The sequence below is a fragment of the Aeromonas sp. R7-1 genome (assembly GCF_040908115.1).
GTDB classification, from domain to species: Bacteria; Pseudomonadota; Gammaproteobacteria; order Enterobacterales; family Aeromonadaceae; genus Aeromonas; species Aeromonas caviae.
Genome location: NZ_JBFODD010000035.1, coordinates 1 through 13,000 on the forward strand (window position 1 = coordinate 1; position 13,000 = coordinate 13,000).

General features: G+C 66.1%; 10 protein-coding genes. 1 reads left to right on the forward strand and 9 read right to left on the reverse strand.

From position 1 onward, the window contains the following. Nucleotides 1-53: 53 nt before the first annotated feature. The 8 genes from nirD to AB5Y51_RS07810 form a co-directional block, all read right to left on the reverse strand. Nucleotides 54-371, reverse strand: coding sequence for a nitrite reductase small subunit NirD (nirD, locus tag AB5Y51_RS07775; protein ID WP_368178260.1), 318 nt, complete (start codon nt 369-371; stop codon nt 54-56). Next, nucleotides 371-2,917, reverse strand: coding sequence for a nitrite reductase large subunit NirB (gene nirB / locus AB5Y51_RS07780; protein ID WP_368178247.1), 2,547 nt, complete (start codon nt 2,915-2,917; stop codon nt 371-373). Before nirB ends, nirD begins: the two co-directional genes overlap by 1 nt. 296 nt (nt 2,918-3,213) lie before the next feature. Then, the gene (locus tag AB5Y51_RS07785; protein ID WP_324062682.1) at nt 3,214-4,302 is read right to left on the reverse strand and encodes an ABC transporter permease; all 1,089 of its coding nucleotides are present in this window, start codon (nt 4,300-4,302) and stop codon (nt 3,214-3,216) included. 3 nt (nt 4,303-4,305) lie between these two features. Then, nucleotides 4,306-5,415 (reverse strand): ABC transporter permease, encoded by a 1,110-nt coding sequence (locus AB5Y51_RS07790; protein ID WP_368178248.1) that lies wholly within the window; start codon nt 5,413-5,415, stop codon nt 4,306-4,308. Further along, nucleotides 5,412-7,181, reverse strand: coding sequence for an ATP-binding cassette domain-containing protein (locus AB5Y51_RS07795; protein WP_323909225.1), 1,770 nt, complete (start codon nt 7,179-7,181; stop codon nt 5,412-5,414). The genes AB5Y51_RS07790 and AB5Y51_RS07795 overlap by 4 nt, the downstream gene beginning before the upstream one ends. After that, the gene (gene hlyD, locus AB5Y51_RS07800) at nt 7,178-8,146 is read right to left on the reverse strand and encodes a secretion protein HlyD (protein ID WP_368178249.1); all 969 of its coding nucleotides are present in this window, start codon (nt 8,144-8,146) and stop codon (nt 7,178-7,180) included. Before hlyD ends, AB5Y51_RS07795 begins: the two co-directional genes overlap by 4 nt. Beyond that, the gene (locus AB5Y51_RS07805) at nt 8,143-8,784 is read right to left on the reverse strand and encodes a helix-turn-helix domain-containing protein (RefSeq protein ID WP_323955836.1); all 642 of its coding nucleotides are present in this window, start codon (nt 8,782-8,784) and stop codon (nt 8,143-8,145) included. The genes hlyD and AB5Y51_RS07805 overlap by 4 nt, the downstream gene beginning before the upstream one ends. A 272-nt stretch (nt 8,785-9,056) precedes the next feature. Continuing rightward, nucleotides 9,057-9,977 (reverse strand): LysR family transcriptional regulator, encoded by a 921-nt coding sequence (locus AB5Y51_RS07810; protein ID WP_042864766.1) that lies wholly within the window; start codon nt 9,975-9,977, stop codon nt 9,057-9,059. A gap of 168 nt (nt 9,978-10,145) precedes the next feature. On the opposite strand from AB5Y51_RS07810, the gene AB5Y51_RS07815 reads away from it, so the two are divergent. Beyond that, entirely contained in the window at nt 10,146-11,570 is a 1,425-nt protein-coding gene (locus AB5Y51_RS07815) for an MFS transporter (RefSeq protein WP_368178250.1), read from the forward strand. Nucleotides 11,571-11,658: 88 nt separating this feature from the next. On the opposite strand, the gene hslU is transcribed toward AB5Y51_RS07815, so the two are convergent. Continuing rightward, nucleotides 11,659-12,987: an HslU--HslV peptidase ATPase subunit gene (gene hslU, locus AB5Y51_RS07820; protein WP_010676031.1), complete on the reverse strand. Its 1,329-nt coding sequence runs from the start codon at nt 12,985-12,987 to the stop codon at nt 11,659-11,661. Nucleotides 12,988-13,000: the final 13 nt, after the last annotated feature.

Sequence of the window (13,000 nt, forward strand, 5' to 3'; positions counted from 1 at the left end):
GGGGCTTTTTGCTCCCTCCCCTGTGAAGGGGAGGGCCGGGGTGGGGTCTGGTGTTAGACGGCGACCCAGACCTGCTGGTCGCGCACTTCAACGGGGTAGCTCTGCACCGACATCTCAGGGTTGTCGAAACAGTGGCCGTCGCGCAGGCGAAAGCGCTGCTTCTTGAGCGGGCTGGCCACCCAGAGCTCGCCGTCGTGTTCGCAAATCAGGCCCCGCGACAGCACGTTGGCGGCGAAGAAGGGATCCCGGTTGTCGATGGCGAACACCTCGGCCGCCGCGCGCGGGCGGAACAGGGCGAGCTGGCGACCCTCAATGAGTGCGCACACACCGGTGCCCGGCAGGATATCGTTGAGTTGGCAGGCGAATTTCATCATTTGGTCTCCACCTCGATCTGGTAGACAGGGATGCGCTCGGCCGGGGTCGCTGGTCGATGCTGATCGCGCTCGGCAACGAACTGAACGTCCGGGTCGCGTTTGTCGCTGTTGATGAAGTGGCTGAATCGCTTGAGCGCCTCCTCTTCGTTAAGGGTGCGCGACCATTCGCACTCGTAGCTGTCGATCAGGGTCTGGATATCGCGCTCCAGCGTCTCGGCCAGCCCCAGCTTGTCGTCGACGATCACCTCGCGCAGGTAGTCGACGCCCCCTTCCAGATTGCCGAGCCAGACCGAGGTGCGCTGCAGTTTGTCGGCGCTGGTGACGTAGAACATCATAAAGCGGTCGATCAGCTTGATGAGGGTCTCGCGGTCGAGGTCAGACGCCAGCAGGTCGGCGTGGCGCGGCTTCATGCCGCCGTTGCCGCCCACATAGAGGTTCCAGCCCGCGTCGGTGGCGATGATGCCGACATCCTTGCCCTGGGCTTCCGCACACTCGCGGGTACAGCCGGAGACGCCAAACTTCATCTTGTGCGGGGTGCGAATGCCCTTGTAGCGGTTCTCGAGGAAGACCCCGAGGCCGACGCTGTCCTGCACGCCGAAGCGGCACCAGGTGCTGCCGACGCAGGTCTTGGCCATGCGCAGCGCCTTGGCGTAGGCCTGACCGGTCTCGAAGCCCGCCGCCAGCAGCTTGCGCCAGATGGCGGGCAGATCATCCTTCTGGGCCCCGAACAGACCGATGCGCTGGGCGCCGGTGATCTTGGTGTAGAGCTTGTAGTCGCGGGCCACTTCGGCCACCGCCAGCAGCCCTTCCGGGGTCACTTCGCCACCGGCCATACGCGGGATGACGGAGTAGCTGCCGTCTTTTTGCATGTTGCCGAGGAAGATATCGTTGGTGTCCTGCAACGGGATGTTGCGCGGGCTCAGCACATGCTCGTTCCAGCAGGAGGCGAGGATGGAGCCGACGGTCGGTTTGCACACCTCGCAGCCATAGCCCTGACCGTGCTTGGCCAGCAGCTCGTCGAAGCTCTTGATCCCCTCCACCTTGACCAGATGGAACAGCTCTTGACGGGAGTGGGGGAAGTGGGCGCAGAGGTGGTTGTTGACCTCGATGCCCTGCTTCACCAGTTCGGCGTTGAGCACCTGACTGATGAGCGGCACACAGCCGCCGCAGCCGGTACCGGCCTTGGTGTGCTGCTTGATGGCGGCAAGGGTGGTGTGACCCTCGGCCACCGCTTTGGCGATGTCGCCCTTGGAGACGTCGAAGCAGGAGCAGATCTGGGCGCTTTCCGGCAGGGCATCTACCCCCAGCGTCGGCTTGGCACCGGCGTAGGTGGGCAGGATCAGGGTATCCGGGTGACTCGGCAACGGCAGGGCATTGAGCATCATCTGCAGCAGGTTGCCGTAATCTTCCACGTCACCCACCAGCACGGCGCCGAGTAATCGACGGTTGTCTTCGCTCACCACGATCTTCTTGTAGACGCCGGCCTGATCGTCCTGGAACACATAGCTGTGGCTGCCCGGGGTGCGGCCGTGGGCATCACCGATGGAGCCGACGGAGACGCCGAGCAGCTTGAGCTTGGCGCTCATGTCCGCCCCTTCGAAACTGCTGTCGCCGCCGAGCAGATGGTCGACGGTGATCTGGGCCATCTTGTAGCCCGGTGCCACCAGCCCGAAGAAGCGGCCCTGCCAGGCGGCGCACTCGCCGATGGCATAGATGTCGGGGTCTGAGGTGAGGCAGTGATCATCGATGACGATGCCGCCGCGCTCGGCGATGGCGAGATCACCGTAACGGCCGAGGGTATCTTGCGGGCGAATGCCGGTGGAGAAGACCACCACGTCCACTTCCAGCTGGCTGCCATCGGCAAAGGCGAGGCGGTGTTTCGCCTGCTCGCCGCCATGCATCAGGATCTCGCTGGTGCTCTTGCTGGTGTGTACCTGAACGCCCATGGATTCAATCTTGCGGCGCAGCAGCTGGCCGCCCTGACCGTCGAGCTGCTCGGCCATCAGCACAGGAGCAAACTCCACCACGTGGGTCTCGAGACCCAGCGCCTTGAGGGCACCGGCGGCTTCGAGGCCAAGCAGACCGCCCCCGATCACCACCCCGCTCTTGCCGCTCTTGGCGGCGCTGCGGATGGCTTTCAGATCCTCGATGGTGCGGTAGACGAAGCACTCATGGTGCTGGCTGCCCTGGATGGGCGGCACCCAGGGGTAGGAACCGGTGGCCAGCACCAGCTTGTCGTACTCGACCACAGTGCCCTTGTTGGAGTGCACTTCGCGGTTGGCCCTGTCGATTTTTTTCACCGCTTCGCCGAGCAGCAGGCGGATGCCGTGCTTGTCGTAGAAGCCGGGTTTGACGAGGGAGAGATCTTCGCTGGTGTGGTGGGAGAAGTAGGAGGAGAGATGGACGCGATCGTAGGCGGGACGGGGTTCTGCACCGAAGACGGTGATCTCGTAGCGGCCCGGATCGGCCCGCTCGATCAGCTCTTCGATGAAGCGGTGCCCCACCATGCCGTTGCCCACAACGACCAGTCTGACTTTGCTCATAGTTGCCTCAAGTTTGGAGTAATAAAACATCATTCTGGGGCTAGGCTACCCAGTCGGCAGGGGTGGGCGATTGATGCAAATCAAGTGTCTATTTATATATCTCCTCAGGGGTAATTCGAGAAAATTCAACACTATACAAAAATAGGTATACCAGTTAATGATTTCTGGGCTGGCTCGGGGTGAGGGATGGTGGAGGGAAAGCCCGGTTTACCCACTGCCGGGGAGTGAAAACTTATGTCGGAAAAAGGCCGGTCTCGCACTGGGCGAGACCGGCATCAGCTGATCAAGGCGGCACGTCAGGCGATATGGCGGCGGAACATGGCGAGCGCCAGCGACAGGGTGACGCCGGCGATGGCGAGCAGCGGCCAGAGCAGGGGCCAGGCGGCCGACCAGTCGAACCCCTTGAGGAAGACCCCCTTGAGCAGCACGATGAAATGGGTGAGGGGGTCGATGGCAGCCAGCCACTGGAACACCTGCGGCATGTTCTCCACCGGTGAGATGTAGCCCGAGAGGATCACTGCCGGTACGGTGAAGGAGAAGACTCCGAGAAAGGCCTGCTGCTGGGTCGAGCAGAACGATGAGATGAAGAGCCCGATCCCGGCCAGTGCCAGCCCGTAGCAGACCATGCCCGCCAGCAGCAGACTGAGGCTCCCCGCGAAGGGGAGGTGAAAGACGAAGCGGGCGGCCAGCGCGACTATGCACCCTTGTCCCACCGCCACCAGGATGCCGGGCACCGCCTTGCCTGCCATGATCCAGCCCGCGGTGAGGGGGGAGACCAGCAGCTGATCGAAGGTGCCCTCCTCCCGCTCCCGCGCGACCGAGAGGGCGGTGACAATCAGACAGCCGGTGGTGGTGATGATGGCCACCAGCGCCGGCAGGATATGCCAGTGGAACTCGACATTGGGGTTGTAGAGGTTGCGTACCGCCAGCTCGGGTTGCCCCTTGCCCTCACTTTGCCAGCGGGCGATCACCTGACTGATGTAGCCCGCCGCCACCTGACCGCCGTTGGAGCGACGGCCATCGATAATCAGCTGCACCTTGGCCGGTTCGCCCCGCGCCAGCCGGCGCGAAAAATCCCCCGGAATAATCAGCCCGAGCAGCGCCTGCTGTCCGGTGATGGCCCGGGTCATGCCCGCCTCGCCTTGCACCGGCATGACGGTGGTGAAGGCGGGCATATGGGTGAGGCGCTCCAGCAGCTCGCGGCTCTGGGCACCGCCATCCTGGTTGTAGATGGCCAGCGTGTTGCCGGTCACCTCCAGAGTGGCGGCGAACGGGAAGAGGGCGGTTTGCAGCAGCACCGGCATGATGAGCAGAAAGCGCCCCTGAGTATTGCCCATCAGGGCTTGCAGCTCTTTTCGGATCAGCCACCAGAGTCGGATCAGCATGGGTTACTCCAGAGTGCGCCGCGTCTTGCGGGCGGTCAGGGCCAGCCAGAAACCGGCCAGCAGCAGCAGACAGAAACCGTTGACCAGCAGGATCGAGAAGACGCTGCCCGCCTGATAGAGGGTCTGCAGGGAGCTCGCGAAGTAGCGGGCCGGAATGAGGTGGGTGATGGCCCGAAGCAGCGGTGGCATGCTGGCGATCTCGAACACGAAGCCCGACAGCATCACGGCGGGCAGAAACGCGGCGATCAGCGCCGCCTGTGCGGCGTTGAACTGGCTGCGCATCACGGTGGAGAGGAACAGCCCGAGCCCGAGGGCGCTGCCGAGAAAAACGCTGGTGACCAGAAAGAGCAGCAGCAGGGAGCCGCGCCATGGCACGCCCATCACCGCCACCGAGAAGAGCAGGCAGAGCAGCATGGCAATGATGCCAAGGCCATAGTAGGGCAGCAGCTTGGAGAGCAGCAGCTCCCCCTTGGTGACCGGGGTGGCGAGCAGCGCCTCCATGGTGCCGCGCTCCCACTCCCGCGCCACCACCAGCGAGGTGAGCAGGGCCCCTATGATGGTCATCACCACCGCAATGGAGCCCGGCACCAGAAAGTTGCGGCTCACCAGCGCCGGGTTGAACCAGGCGCGGCTCTCTATCGACACCGGCATGGCGACCCCCTCGCCAGCGAGCCATCCCTGCCAGATCCCCTGCACATAGTTGGTGACGAAGTTGGCGGTGTTGGGCTCGGAGCCATCGGTCAGCAGCAGCGCCTGCGGCGTGCCATTGCCCTGACCGGCCAGCGCGCGGGAGAAGCCGTCATCGATCACCAGCAGGCCGCGGATCTCGCCACGGGCCAGACTGGCGAGCAGGGACTCCTTGCTCGGGCCGCTGTGGATCTCCAGCGCGGTTGAGCCGCGCAGGGCCTGCTCCAGCCGCACCGCCGGGGCGCCGCTATCGGTACGCCAGATGCCGAGGCGCAGGTGGTCCACATCCAGATTGATGGCGTAACCCATCACCACCAGCAGCACCACCGGCATGATGAAGGCAATGAGGATGCTGCTCGGGTCACGGACGATTTGCAGCGACTCCTTGCGGCAGAGGGCCAGCAGTCGTCGACAGTTGATGCTCATGCGTCCTCCTCGCTGGCCCGCTCGACCAGGGTGATAAAGGCCTCTTCCATTGTTGGCAAAGAACAGGTCGGCAAGGAGCCGGTTGGCAAAGAGGTCGCCGCCTCTTTGGCGGCCAGCCCCTTGAGATCGTCCGGAGTGCCGAGCGCCAGCAGCTTGCCGCGATAGATGAGGGCAATGCGGTCGCAATACTCCGCCTCATCCATAAAGTGGGTGGTGACCAGCACGGTGACGCCGTGGTCGGCCAGCGCGTTGATGTGCGACCAGAACTCGCGCCGGGTCACCGGATCGACCCCGGAGGTGGGCTCGTCGAGAAACAGCAGCGGCGGCTCGTGCAGCAGGGCGCAGGCGAGCGATAAGCGCTGGCGCAGGCCGAGCGGCAGGGATTCCGCCTTCTGATCGAGCCAGGGGGCGAGGGCAAAGGCAGCCACCATGGCATCGATCCGCGTCTGCTGGTGGCGGCCGAACAGGCCGTAGATACCGGCGAAGAAGGAGAGGTTCTGGGCCACGGTGAGCTGCTTGTAGAGGGAGAACTTCTGCGCCATGTAGCCGAGACGCTGGCGCGCTGCCGAGGGGCTGTGGGCCAGATCGATGCCGGTCACCAGCGCCTGTCCCTCGCTCGGGCGCAGCAGGCCGCACTCCATCTTGAAGGTGGTGGACTTGCCCGCCCCGTTGGGGCCGAGCAGGCCGAAGATCTCGCCGCGGCGCACCGCAAAGCTGACGTCATCGGTGGCGGCAAAATCGCCGAAGCGCTTGGTGAGGTGGCGCGCCTCGATCACCGCCTCGGGGGAGACTCCCTGCGGCAGTTCGGCTTCTCGCATCCCGGCTGCCAGACTCGACTCCCCGCCGGGGCCGCCGCCGAGCAGGTCGATAAAGGCATCCTCCAGCCGGGGCTGGGCCGGTTGAAAGGCGCCGTTGGCCAGTTGCAGCTCCGGGAGCGGCGGGGGCGTCATGCCCGGGTGCAGCAGCAGGCGAACCCGCTCCCCCGCCACCGCGCCATCCATCACCGCCGGGTGAGCCAGTGCCCGGCGCAGCAGGGCGCGCCGCTCGCGGCCATCCAGCTGCCCCGCCTCCAGCAGCCAGCAGCGGCTGGCCATGGCCCCCATCAGATCGGCCGGCGTGCCGCTGGTGCGCACCTCGCCATCCGCCATCAGCAGCACGTGGTCGCACAGCTCCGCCTCATCGAGATAGGCGGTACTCCAGAGCACCGTCATCCCTCCCTTGGCCAGCTCGCGCACCATCTGCCAGAGGGCGCGGCGGGAGATGGGATCGACCCCGACCCCCGGTTCGTCGAGCAGCAGCACATCCGGGGTGCCGAGCAGGGCGCAGGCCAGCCCGAGTTTCTGCTTCATCCCGCCAGAGAGCTTGCCGGCTGGCCGCGCGGTGAAGCGGGCAAGATCGGTGAAGGCGAGCAGCCGCGCGAAGGTGGGCGTGCGTTCGGGCTCCAGTACGCCGCGCAAGTCAGCGTAGAGGGTGAGGTTCTCCAGCACGCTGAGATCTTCGTAGAGGCCGAACTGCTGGGGCATGTAGCCGAGGCGCTGACGCAGCAGATCCCCCTCGCTCACCGGATCCAGCCCCAGCACCCGGATGGTGCCCGCTTCCGGGATCAGCAGACCGGCCAGCAGGCGTAGCAAAGTGCTCTTGCCGGCGCCGTCGGGGCCGACCAGCCCGGTGATGCCGCCAGCCGGAATGGTGGCGGAGATGGCGTTGAGGGCGACCCGCTCGCCAAAGCGTTTGGTGAGCCCCTCGAGGGAGATAGCGCTGTTCATGGCGCCAGCCTGACGGTGACCGGCATCCCCTGGCGCAGGGCCGGGTCGGGATCCTGCACCACGATGCGCAGCCGGTAGACGAGGTGAGTGCGCAGGTCCGGCGTCTCCACCGATTTCGGGGTGAACTCGGCGGTGGGCGAGACAAATCCCACCACCCCGTGATAGGGCTGATCCGGCCGCGAGTCGGTGGTGAGGGTCACTTTGGCGCCGCTCGGGAAGTGGCCGAGCCAGGGCTCCTCCACATAGGCGCGCACCCAGACCGGCGCGGTCAGGGAGAGGTTGAAGGCGGTCGCTCCACTCTGCACCATGCTGCCATTCTCGACGGCGCGGCTGATGATGATGCCATCGCTGGGGGCGGTCAGATTGGCATCCGCCAGCGCCAGTTCGGCACTGGCGAGCGCCGCTTTGGCCCCTTCCAGCTGGGCATCGGACTGGGCGATTTCCTCCGGGCGGTAGCCGGTTTCGAGCTGGGCGAGCTGTTCGCGTGCCGAGCGTACCTGCGCCTGGGTCTGATCCCGCTGGGAGCGGGCAGTATCGAGCTGACCGCGGGAGATGGCGCCGGTGGCCGCCAATGCGCTCTGGCGGCGCCACTGCTGGTTGGCCTCCAGTGCAGCGGCGTCTGCGGCGGCCAGTGCGGCCCGGGCGCGGTCGGTCTCTTCGCTGCGATAGCCTTTGTGGATCAGGGCGTTGGCGGCAGTGAGCGCAGCCAGATTGGCGCGGGCGCTGTCGCGGCTGTGGGTGAGGGGAGCCGGATCGAGGCGGGCCAGCAGTTGACCGGCTTTTACCCTATCTCCCTCATCCACCAGCACCTGATCGACGCGGCCGCCGACCCGAAAGGCCAGATTGACGTCGCGAATGTCGACATTGCCGTAGAGGATGGAGCCGTCGGCCGGGCGCCCCTGCCACCAGAGGTAGCCACCGATAACGGTTAGCAGCAGGGCCAGGATTGCAATGCGTTGTTTCATGCCGTTTCTCCTTCCTTGATGCCGGTGGGGCGCAGGCCGCGCAGGGCCCATACCAGTCGCTGTCTGGCGGCCTCAGGGTTGTCTATCTGGCTGAGAAAGGGGGCGGCCTGTTCGGGCAGCCAGCCGAGCTGACGACCGCTGCCTGCGATCACCAGCGGCAGGCCGACCGACCCCATGATGAAGATCATCAGCTGGAGCGGGTGACCCGCGACCAGCGACCCTTCCGCCTGTGCCATCCGTACCTGTTCGATCAGCAGCAGGGGATGACGGCGCGGCAGGCTGAGCAGAAAGCGCTGGGCCGCCCCTTCCCCCGCCAGCGCATCGCCAAACAGGTGGTTGATGAAGCCGCGCTGGCGCGCCACCAGACCGATCAGCGCCTCCATGGTGGCCTCGAACATGGCGATGGCAGAGGGGTAGGAGCCTTTGGCTGCCACCGCCTTGAGCTCGTCATAGAGGGGGGCGTACCAGAGCTCCACCAGCTCGTCGATAAAGGCGTCGCGGTTGCCGAAGTGGTAGACGAAGGAGCCGAGGTTCACCTCGGCCGCTGCCGCCAGCTCGCGCACCGTGAGGCCGCGCAGCCCCTTGTCGGTGGCGATGGCGAGGCCGGTATCGAGCAGTTTCTGACGGGTGGGGTGCATCTGGCTGGTGCTCCTGGTGTATGCATTTTGTACGCAATTATACGTCCGTATAAAAAATGCGGAAGCGGGCGACAGGATCTTTTTGCCCGCAATGTGATCCGCCCCGCTCTGAGGGGCCGTGATCCCCGTCCGGCAGGGGGAAGGATCCATCGCTTGTGCCCAAGCCACTGGCATGTCGGTGTGACGGGGTGGTGACAGGCGCTTCTGGTCCCGGGTGCGGGTGCCCGGGCCACAAGGGGCCTGTGATGGAGTCGGGCTCTGCCTTACCCGGATCAGGGGGTGTCGGTGGTCCCGGTGTGATAGGGGGGCCGGGCGCAGGTGTCCCGTATCAGGGCGCGCAGCCAGCGGTGGCCCGGATCGGCATCCTGACTGGGGTGCCAGAGCAGGGCGACCCGGATCCCTGGCAGAGCGAAGGGCAGGGGCAGGGTGACCAGATCGCCGAGCAGGCTGGCGCAGTGCAGGTGCGGCACCGTCGCCACCAGATTGCTCTCCCTGACCAGGGCCAGCGCCGTCGCAAACCCGGGAACCAGGGTGGTGATGGTGCGCCGCCTCCCCTGGCCTGCGAGGATCTCGTCGATGGGGCTGTGAGGCTGGCCCCGGCGGGAGACCAGCACGTGGCGCGCGGCGGCATAGCGCGCCACGGTCAGGGTGCCGTCGCAGAGGGGGTGGTCCGGGTGCACCACGGCGACGAAGTGATCCTGGAACAGGGCCTGGGTGCGCAGCTCAGGGGCCGTGGTGGCGCCGATCACTCCGGTCTCGAAGTCCAGCTCGCCACGGCGCAGGGGGCCGCTCTCCTTGTCGGGTTTGGCCAGAAAGTGCAGCCGCACCCCGGGGGCCTCGACGGCGAGGCGCGCCAGCAGGGCGGGGCCTACCGCCTCCACGAAGCCGTCGCTGGATCGCAGGCGGAAGGTGCGCTCCAGGCTCGCCGGGTCTACTTCCTGCTGGGGGCGCAGCACGGCCCGGGTCTCCTGAACCAGGCGGGCGACCTCATCCCGCAGGATCTGCGCCCGGGGTGTGGGGATCAGGCCGCGTCCCGCCCGCACCAGCAGCGGATCCCCCGTGGTCTCCCGCAGCCTTGCCAGGGCCCGGCTCATGGCGGAAGCACTCAGGCCTAGCCGTCTGGCGGCGCCCGCCACACTGCCCTCTTCCAGCAGGGCATCCAGGGTGATCAGCAGGTTGAAATCCGGGGTCATGGTCGTCTCCTCGCAGGCGGCGCCTGACGGGCCGACCCCTTCATGATACCCGAGTTGCCGTCTCTTCATATGGCGTCTGGTGCAACTATAAGTTGCAATCCGTGCGTCTTCCGCCTTGTCACTACCCCCGTTAGCCTGAGTGCATCATCACTTGCCGGAGAGACTGCCATGTCCACACCACTTCTTGTTTCCCCTCCTGTGACGCGCCGTCTTGGTCTCGCGGGGCTCGGGCTCGCCACCCTGCTGCCCATGCTGGCGGGCAGCATGGCCAACCTGGTGCTGCCTGCCCTGGGGCAGGACTTCGGCGTGCCCTTCGCCAGCCTGCAATGGGTGCTGGTGGCCTACCTGCTTGGGATCACCAGTCTGACGGTGGTGGCGGGCCGGCTCGGGGATCGTCTGGGGCGGCGTCGCGTGCTGCTCTGGGGGACCGGGGTCTTTGCGCTGGCTTCCCTGCTGTGCGCCCTGGCCCCTTCCATTGGCTGGCTCATTGCCGCTCGCACCCTGCAAGGGGCGGGTGCGGCCTGCATGCTGGTGCTCTCGCTGGCCATGGCAGGAGAGCTGGTGCCGCCAGCCCGACGGGGCTGGAGCATGGGATTGCTTGGCACCCTGTCGGCCTGCGGCACGGCGCTCGGCCCCTCCTTCGGCGGCCTGTTGATCGGCGGATTTGGCTGGCAGGCACCCTTCCTGCTGCTGCTCCCCCTGGCGTTGCTGGCCCTGGGGTGTGCCTGGCGCGACCTGCCCCGGGATGAGGCGGGCTCTGCCGAGGGAGGCCTCCCGCTCACCAGTCTGTTGCTGCTGGTGACGGCGCTGCTCTGCTACGGGCTGGCACTGACCCGGGGCAGCCAACTCGGGGCCTGGCCGGGGATAGGGGCGCTCGTCGCCATGGCGCTCTTCGTGCGTGCCGACTCGGGCGCCCGTCGCCCTCTGCTGCCCCTGGCGTTGCTGGGGGCGTCCAGGCGAAGAGGCGGGATCATCGCCAGTGCGCTGGTGGCCAGCGTCATGGTGGCGACGCTGCTGATCGGTCCTTTCTACCTTCACGGCGCCTTTGCCCTCGACATGGGGACGGTGGGGCTGATGATCTCCATGGGCCCCCTGCTGGCGGCGCTGTCCGGCATGCCCGCTGGCTGGTTGGTGGACAGGGTGGGGGCGACCCCTGTGGTGCGCCTCGGCCTGGGGCTCATGGTGGTGGCCGCCGTCTTGCTGGCCTTGCTGGACAGGGCGCTCGGGCCCCTCGGCTACCTGCTGCCCATCCTGCTGCTCACCGCCGGCTATGCCCTGTTCCAGACCGCCAACAACAGCGCCGTGGTGGGGGAGGTGGAGGGGGCGAGCCGTGGCGCCGTGGCCGGGCTGCTGACCCTGTCGCGCAACCTGGGCCAGCTGATGGGGGCGGCGGGACTGGGGGGCCTGTTCGCCGCCCTGGCGGGGCGGCCCGATCTCGCCCTCGCGACGGCGAACGAGCTGGCGTTTGCCACCCGGGTCACCTTCGCCCTGACGGCCTTGCTGCTGATGAGTGCGCTCTGGTTGGCGGGAAGGGAGGAGCGTGCCGTGCAGGGTGATGTGGCCCGGGACGGCTGCGAGTCGGGAGAACGCTGAAAACGAAGACGCCTCCAGAGGGGAGGCGTCTTGCTATGGGATTGAGCAGGATAGTAAACCGCTCAGCTCCTCGTTATCGATCAACCTGTTACAGAATGAAGCGGCTCAGATCCTCGTCTTCAATCAGCTTGCCGAGGTGGGCGTTGACGTAGTCGGTGTTGATGACGAAGGTCTCGCCGGACTTCTCGGAGGCGTCGTAGGAGATGTCTTCCATCAGCCGCTCCATCACGGTGTGCAGACGACGGGCGCCGATGTTCTCGGTGCGCTCGTTGACCTGCCAGGCCGCTTCGGCCAGACGGCGGATACCATCCTGGGTGAACTCGATGTTGACCCCTTCGGTGGCCATCAGTGCCTTGTACTGATCGGTCAGGGAGGCGTTCGGCTCGGTCAGGATGCGCTCGAAGTCTTCGGTGGTCAGGGCGGTCAGCTCGACCCGGATCGGCAGACGACCCTGCAGCTCGGGGATGAGGTCGGACGGCTTGGCGATCTGGAAGGCACCGGAGGCGACAAACAGGATGTGATCGGTCTTGACCATGCCGTGCTTGGTGTTGACGGTGCAGCCCTCGACCAGCGGCAGCAGGTCGCGCTGAACCCCTTCACGGGAAACGTCCGGGCCCGAGCTCTCGCCGCGCTTGCAGATCTTGTCGATCTCGTCGAGGAAGACGATGCCATTGTTCTCGACGGAGGCGATGGCCTTCTGCTTCAGCTCTTCCGGGTTGACCAGGCGGGCCGCTTCCTCTTCGATCAGCGCCTTCATGGCCTCCTTGACCTTGATCTTGCGCTTCTTCTTCTGGTTCTGGCCCAGGTTCTGGAACAGCCCCTGCAACTGGTTGGCCATCTCTTCCATGCCCGGCGGGGTCATGATTTCGACACCCATGGGGGAGGCGGCCAGATCCAGCTCGATCTCCTTGTCATCCAGCTGACCTTCCCGCAGTTTCTTGCGGAAGATCTGGCGGGTGTTGGAGTTGTCGGCTTTCTCTTCCTCACCCCAGCTGTTGCGCGGGTTGGGCAGCAGGGCGTCGAGGATGCGCTCTTCGGCGGCTTCCTCGGCGCGGTATTTCATCTTCTCCATCTCGGTCTCGCGCACCAGCTTGATGGCGACATCGGTCAGATCGCGGATGATGCTGTCCACTTCCTTGCCCACATAGCCCACTTCGGTGAACTTGGTCGCTTCCACCTTGATGAAGGGGGCGTTGGCCAGCTTGGCCAGGCGACGGGCGATCTCGGTCTTGCCGACGCCGGTGGGCCCTATCATCAGGATGTTCTTCGGGGTCACCTCGTGGCGCATCTCCTCGGAGAGCTGCATCCGGCGCCAGCGGTTGCGCAGGGCGACGGCGACCGCGCGCTTGGCGTCGGCCTGACCAATGATGTGTCTGTCCAGCTCGTGGACGATTTCTCTCGGGGTCATCTCGGACATGATGGCGTTCCTG

What these genes read in the sequence shown, in the direction of transcription:
- nirD (WP_368178260.1), bottom strand. Translation starts at nt 371, where the DNA reads ATGAAATTCGCCTGCCAACTCAACGATATCCTGCCGGGCACCGGTGTG.
- nirB (WP_368178247.1), bottom strand. Translation starts at nt 2,917, where the DNA reads ATGAGCAAAGTCAGACTGGTCGTTGTGGGCAACGGCATGGTGGGGCAC.
- AB5Y51_RS07785 (WP_324062682.1), bottom strand. Translation starts at nt 4,302, where the DNA reads ATGCTGATCCGACTCTGGTGGCTGATCCGAAAAGAGCTGCAAGCCCTG.
- AB5Y51_RS07790 (WP_368178248.1), bottom strand. Translation starts at nt 5,415, where the DNA reads ATGAGCATCAACTGTCGACGACTGCTGGCCCTCTGCCGCAAGGAGTCG.
- AB5Y51_RS07795 (WP_323909225.1), bottom strand. Translation starts at nt 7,181, where the DNA reads ATGAACAGCGCTATCTCCCTCGAGGGGCTCACCAAACGCTTTGGCGAG.
- hlyD (WP_368178249.1), bottom strand. Translation starts at nt 8,146, where the DNA reads ATGAAACAACGCATTGCAATCCTGGCCCTGCTGCTAACCGTTATCGGT.
- AB5Y51_RS07805 (WP_323955836.1), bottom strand. Translation starts at nt 8,784, where the DNA reads ATGCACCCCACCCGTCAGAAACTGCTCGATACCGGCCTCGCCATCGCC.
- AB5Y51_RS07810 (WP_042864766.1), bottom strand. Translation starts at nt 9,977, where the DNA reads ATGACCCCGGATTTCAACCTGCTGATCACCCTGGATGCCCTGCTGGAA.
- AB5Y51_RS07815 (WP_368178250.1), top strand. Translation starts at nt 10,146, where the DNA reads ATGTCCACACCACTTCTTGTTTCCCCTCCTGTGACGCGCCGTCTTGGT.
- hslU (WP_010676031.1), bottom strand. Translation starts at nt 12,987, where the DNA reads ATGTCCGAGATGACCCCGAGAGAAATCGTCCACGAGCTGGACAGACAC.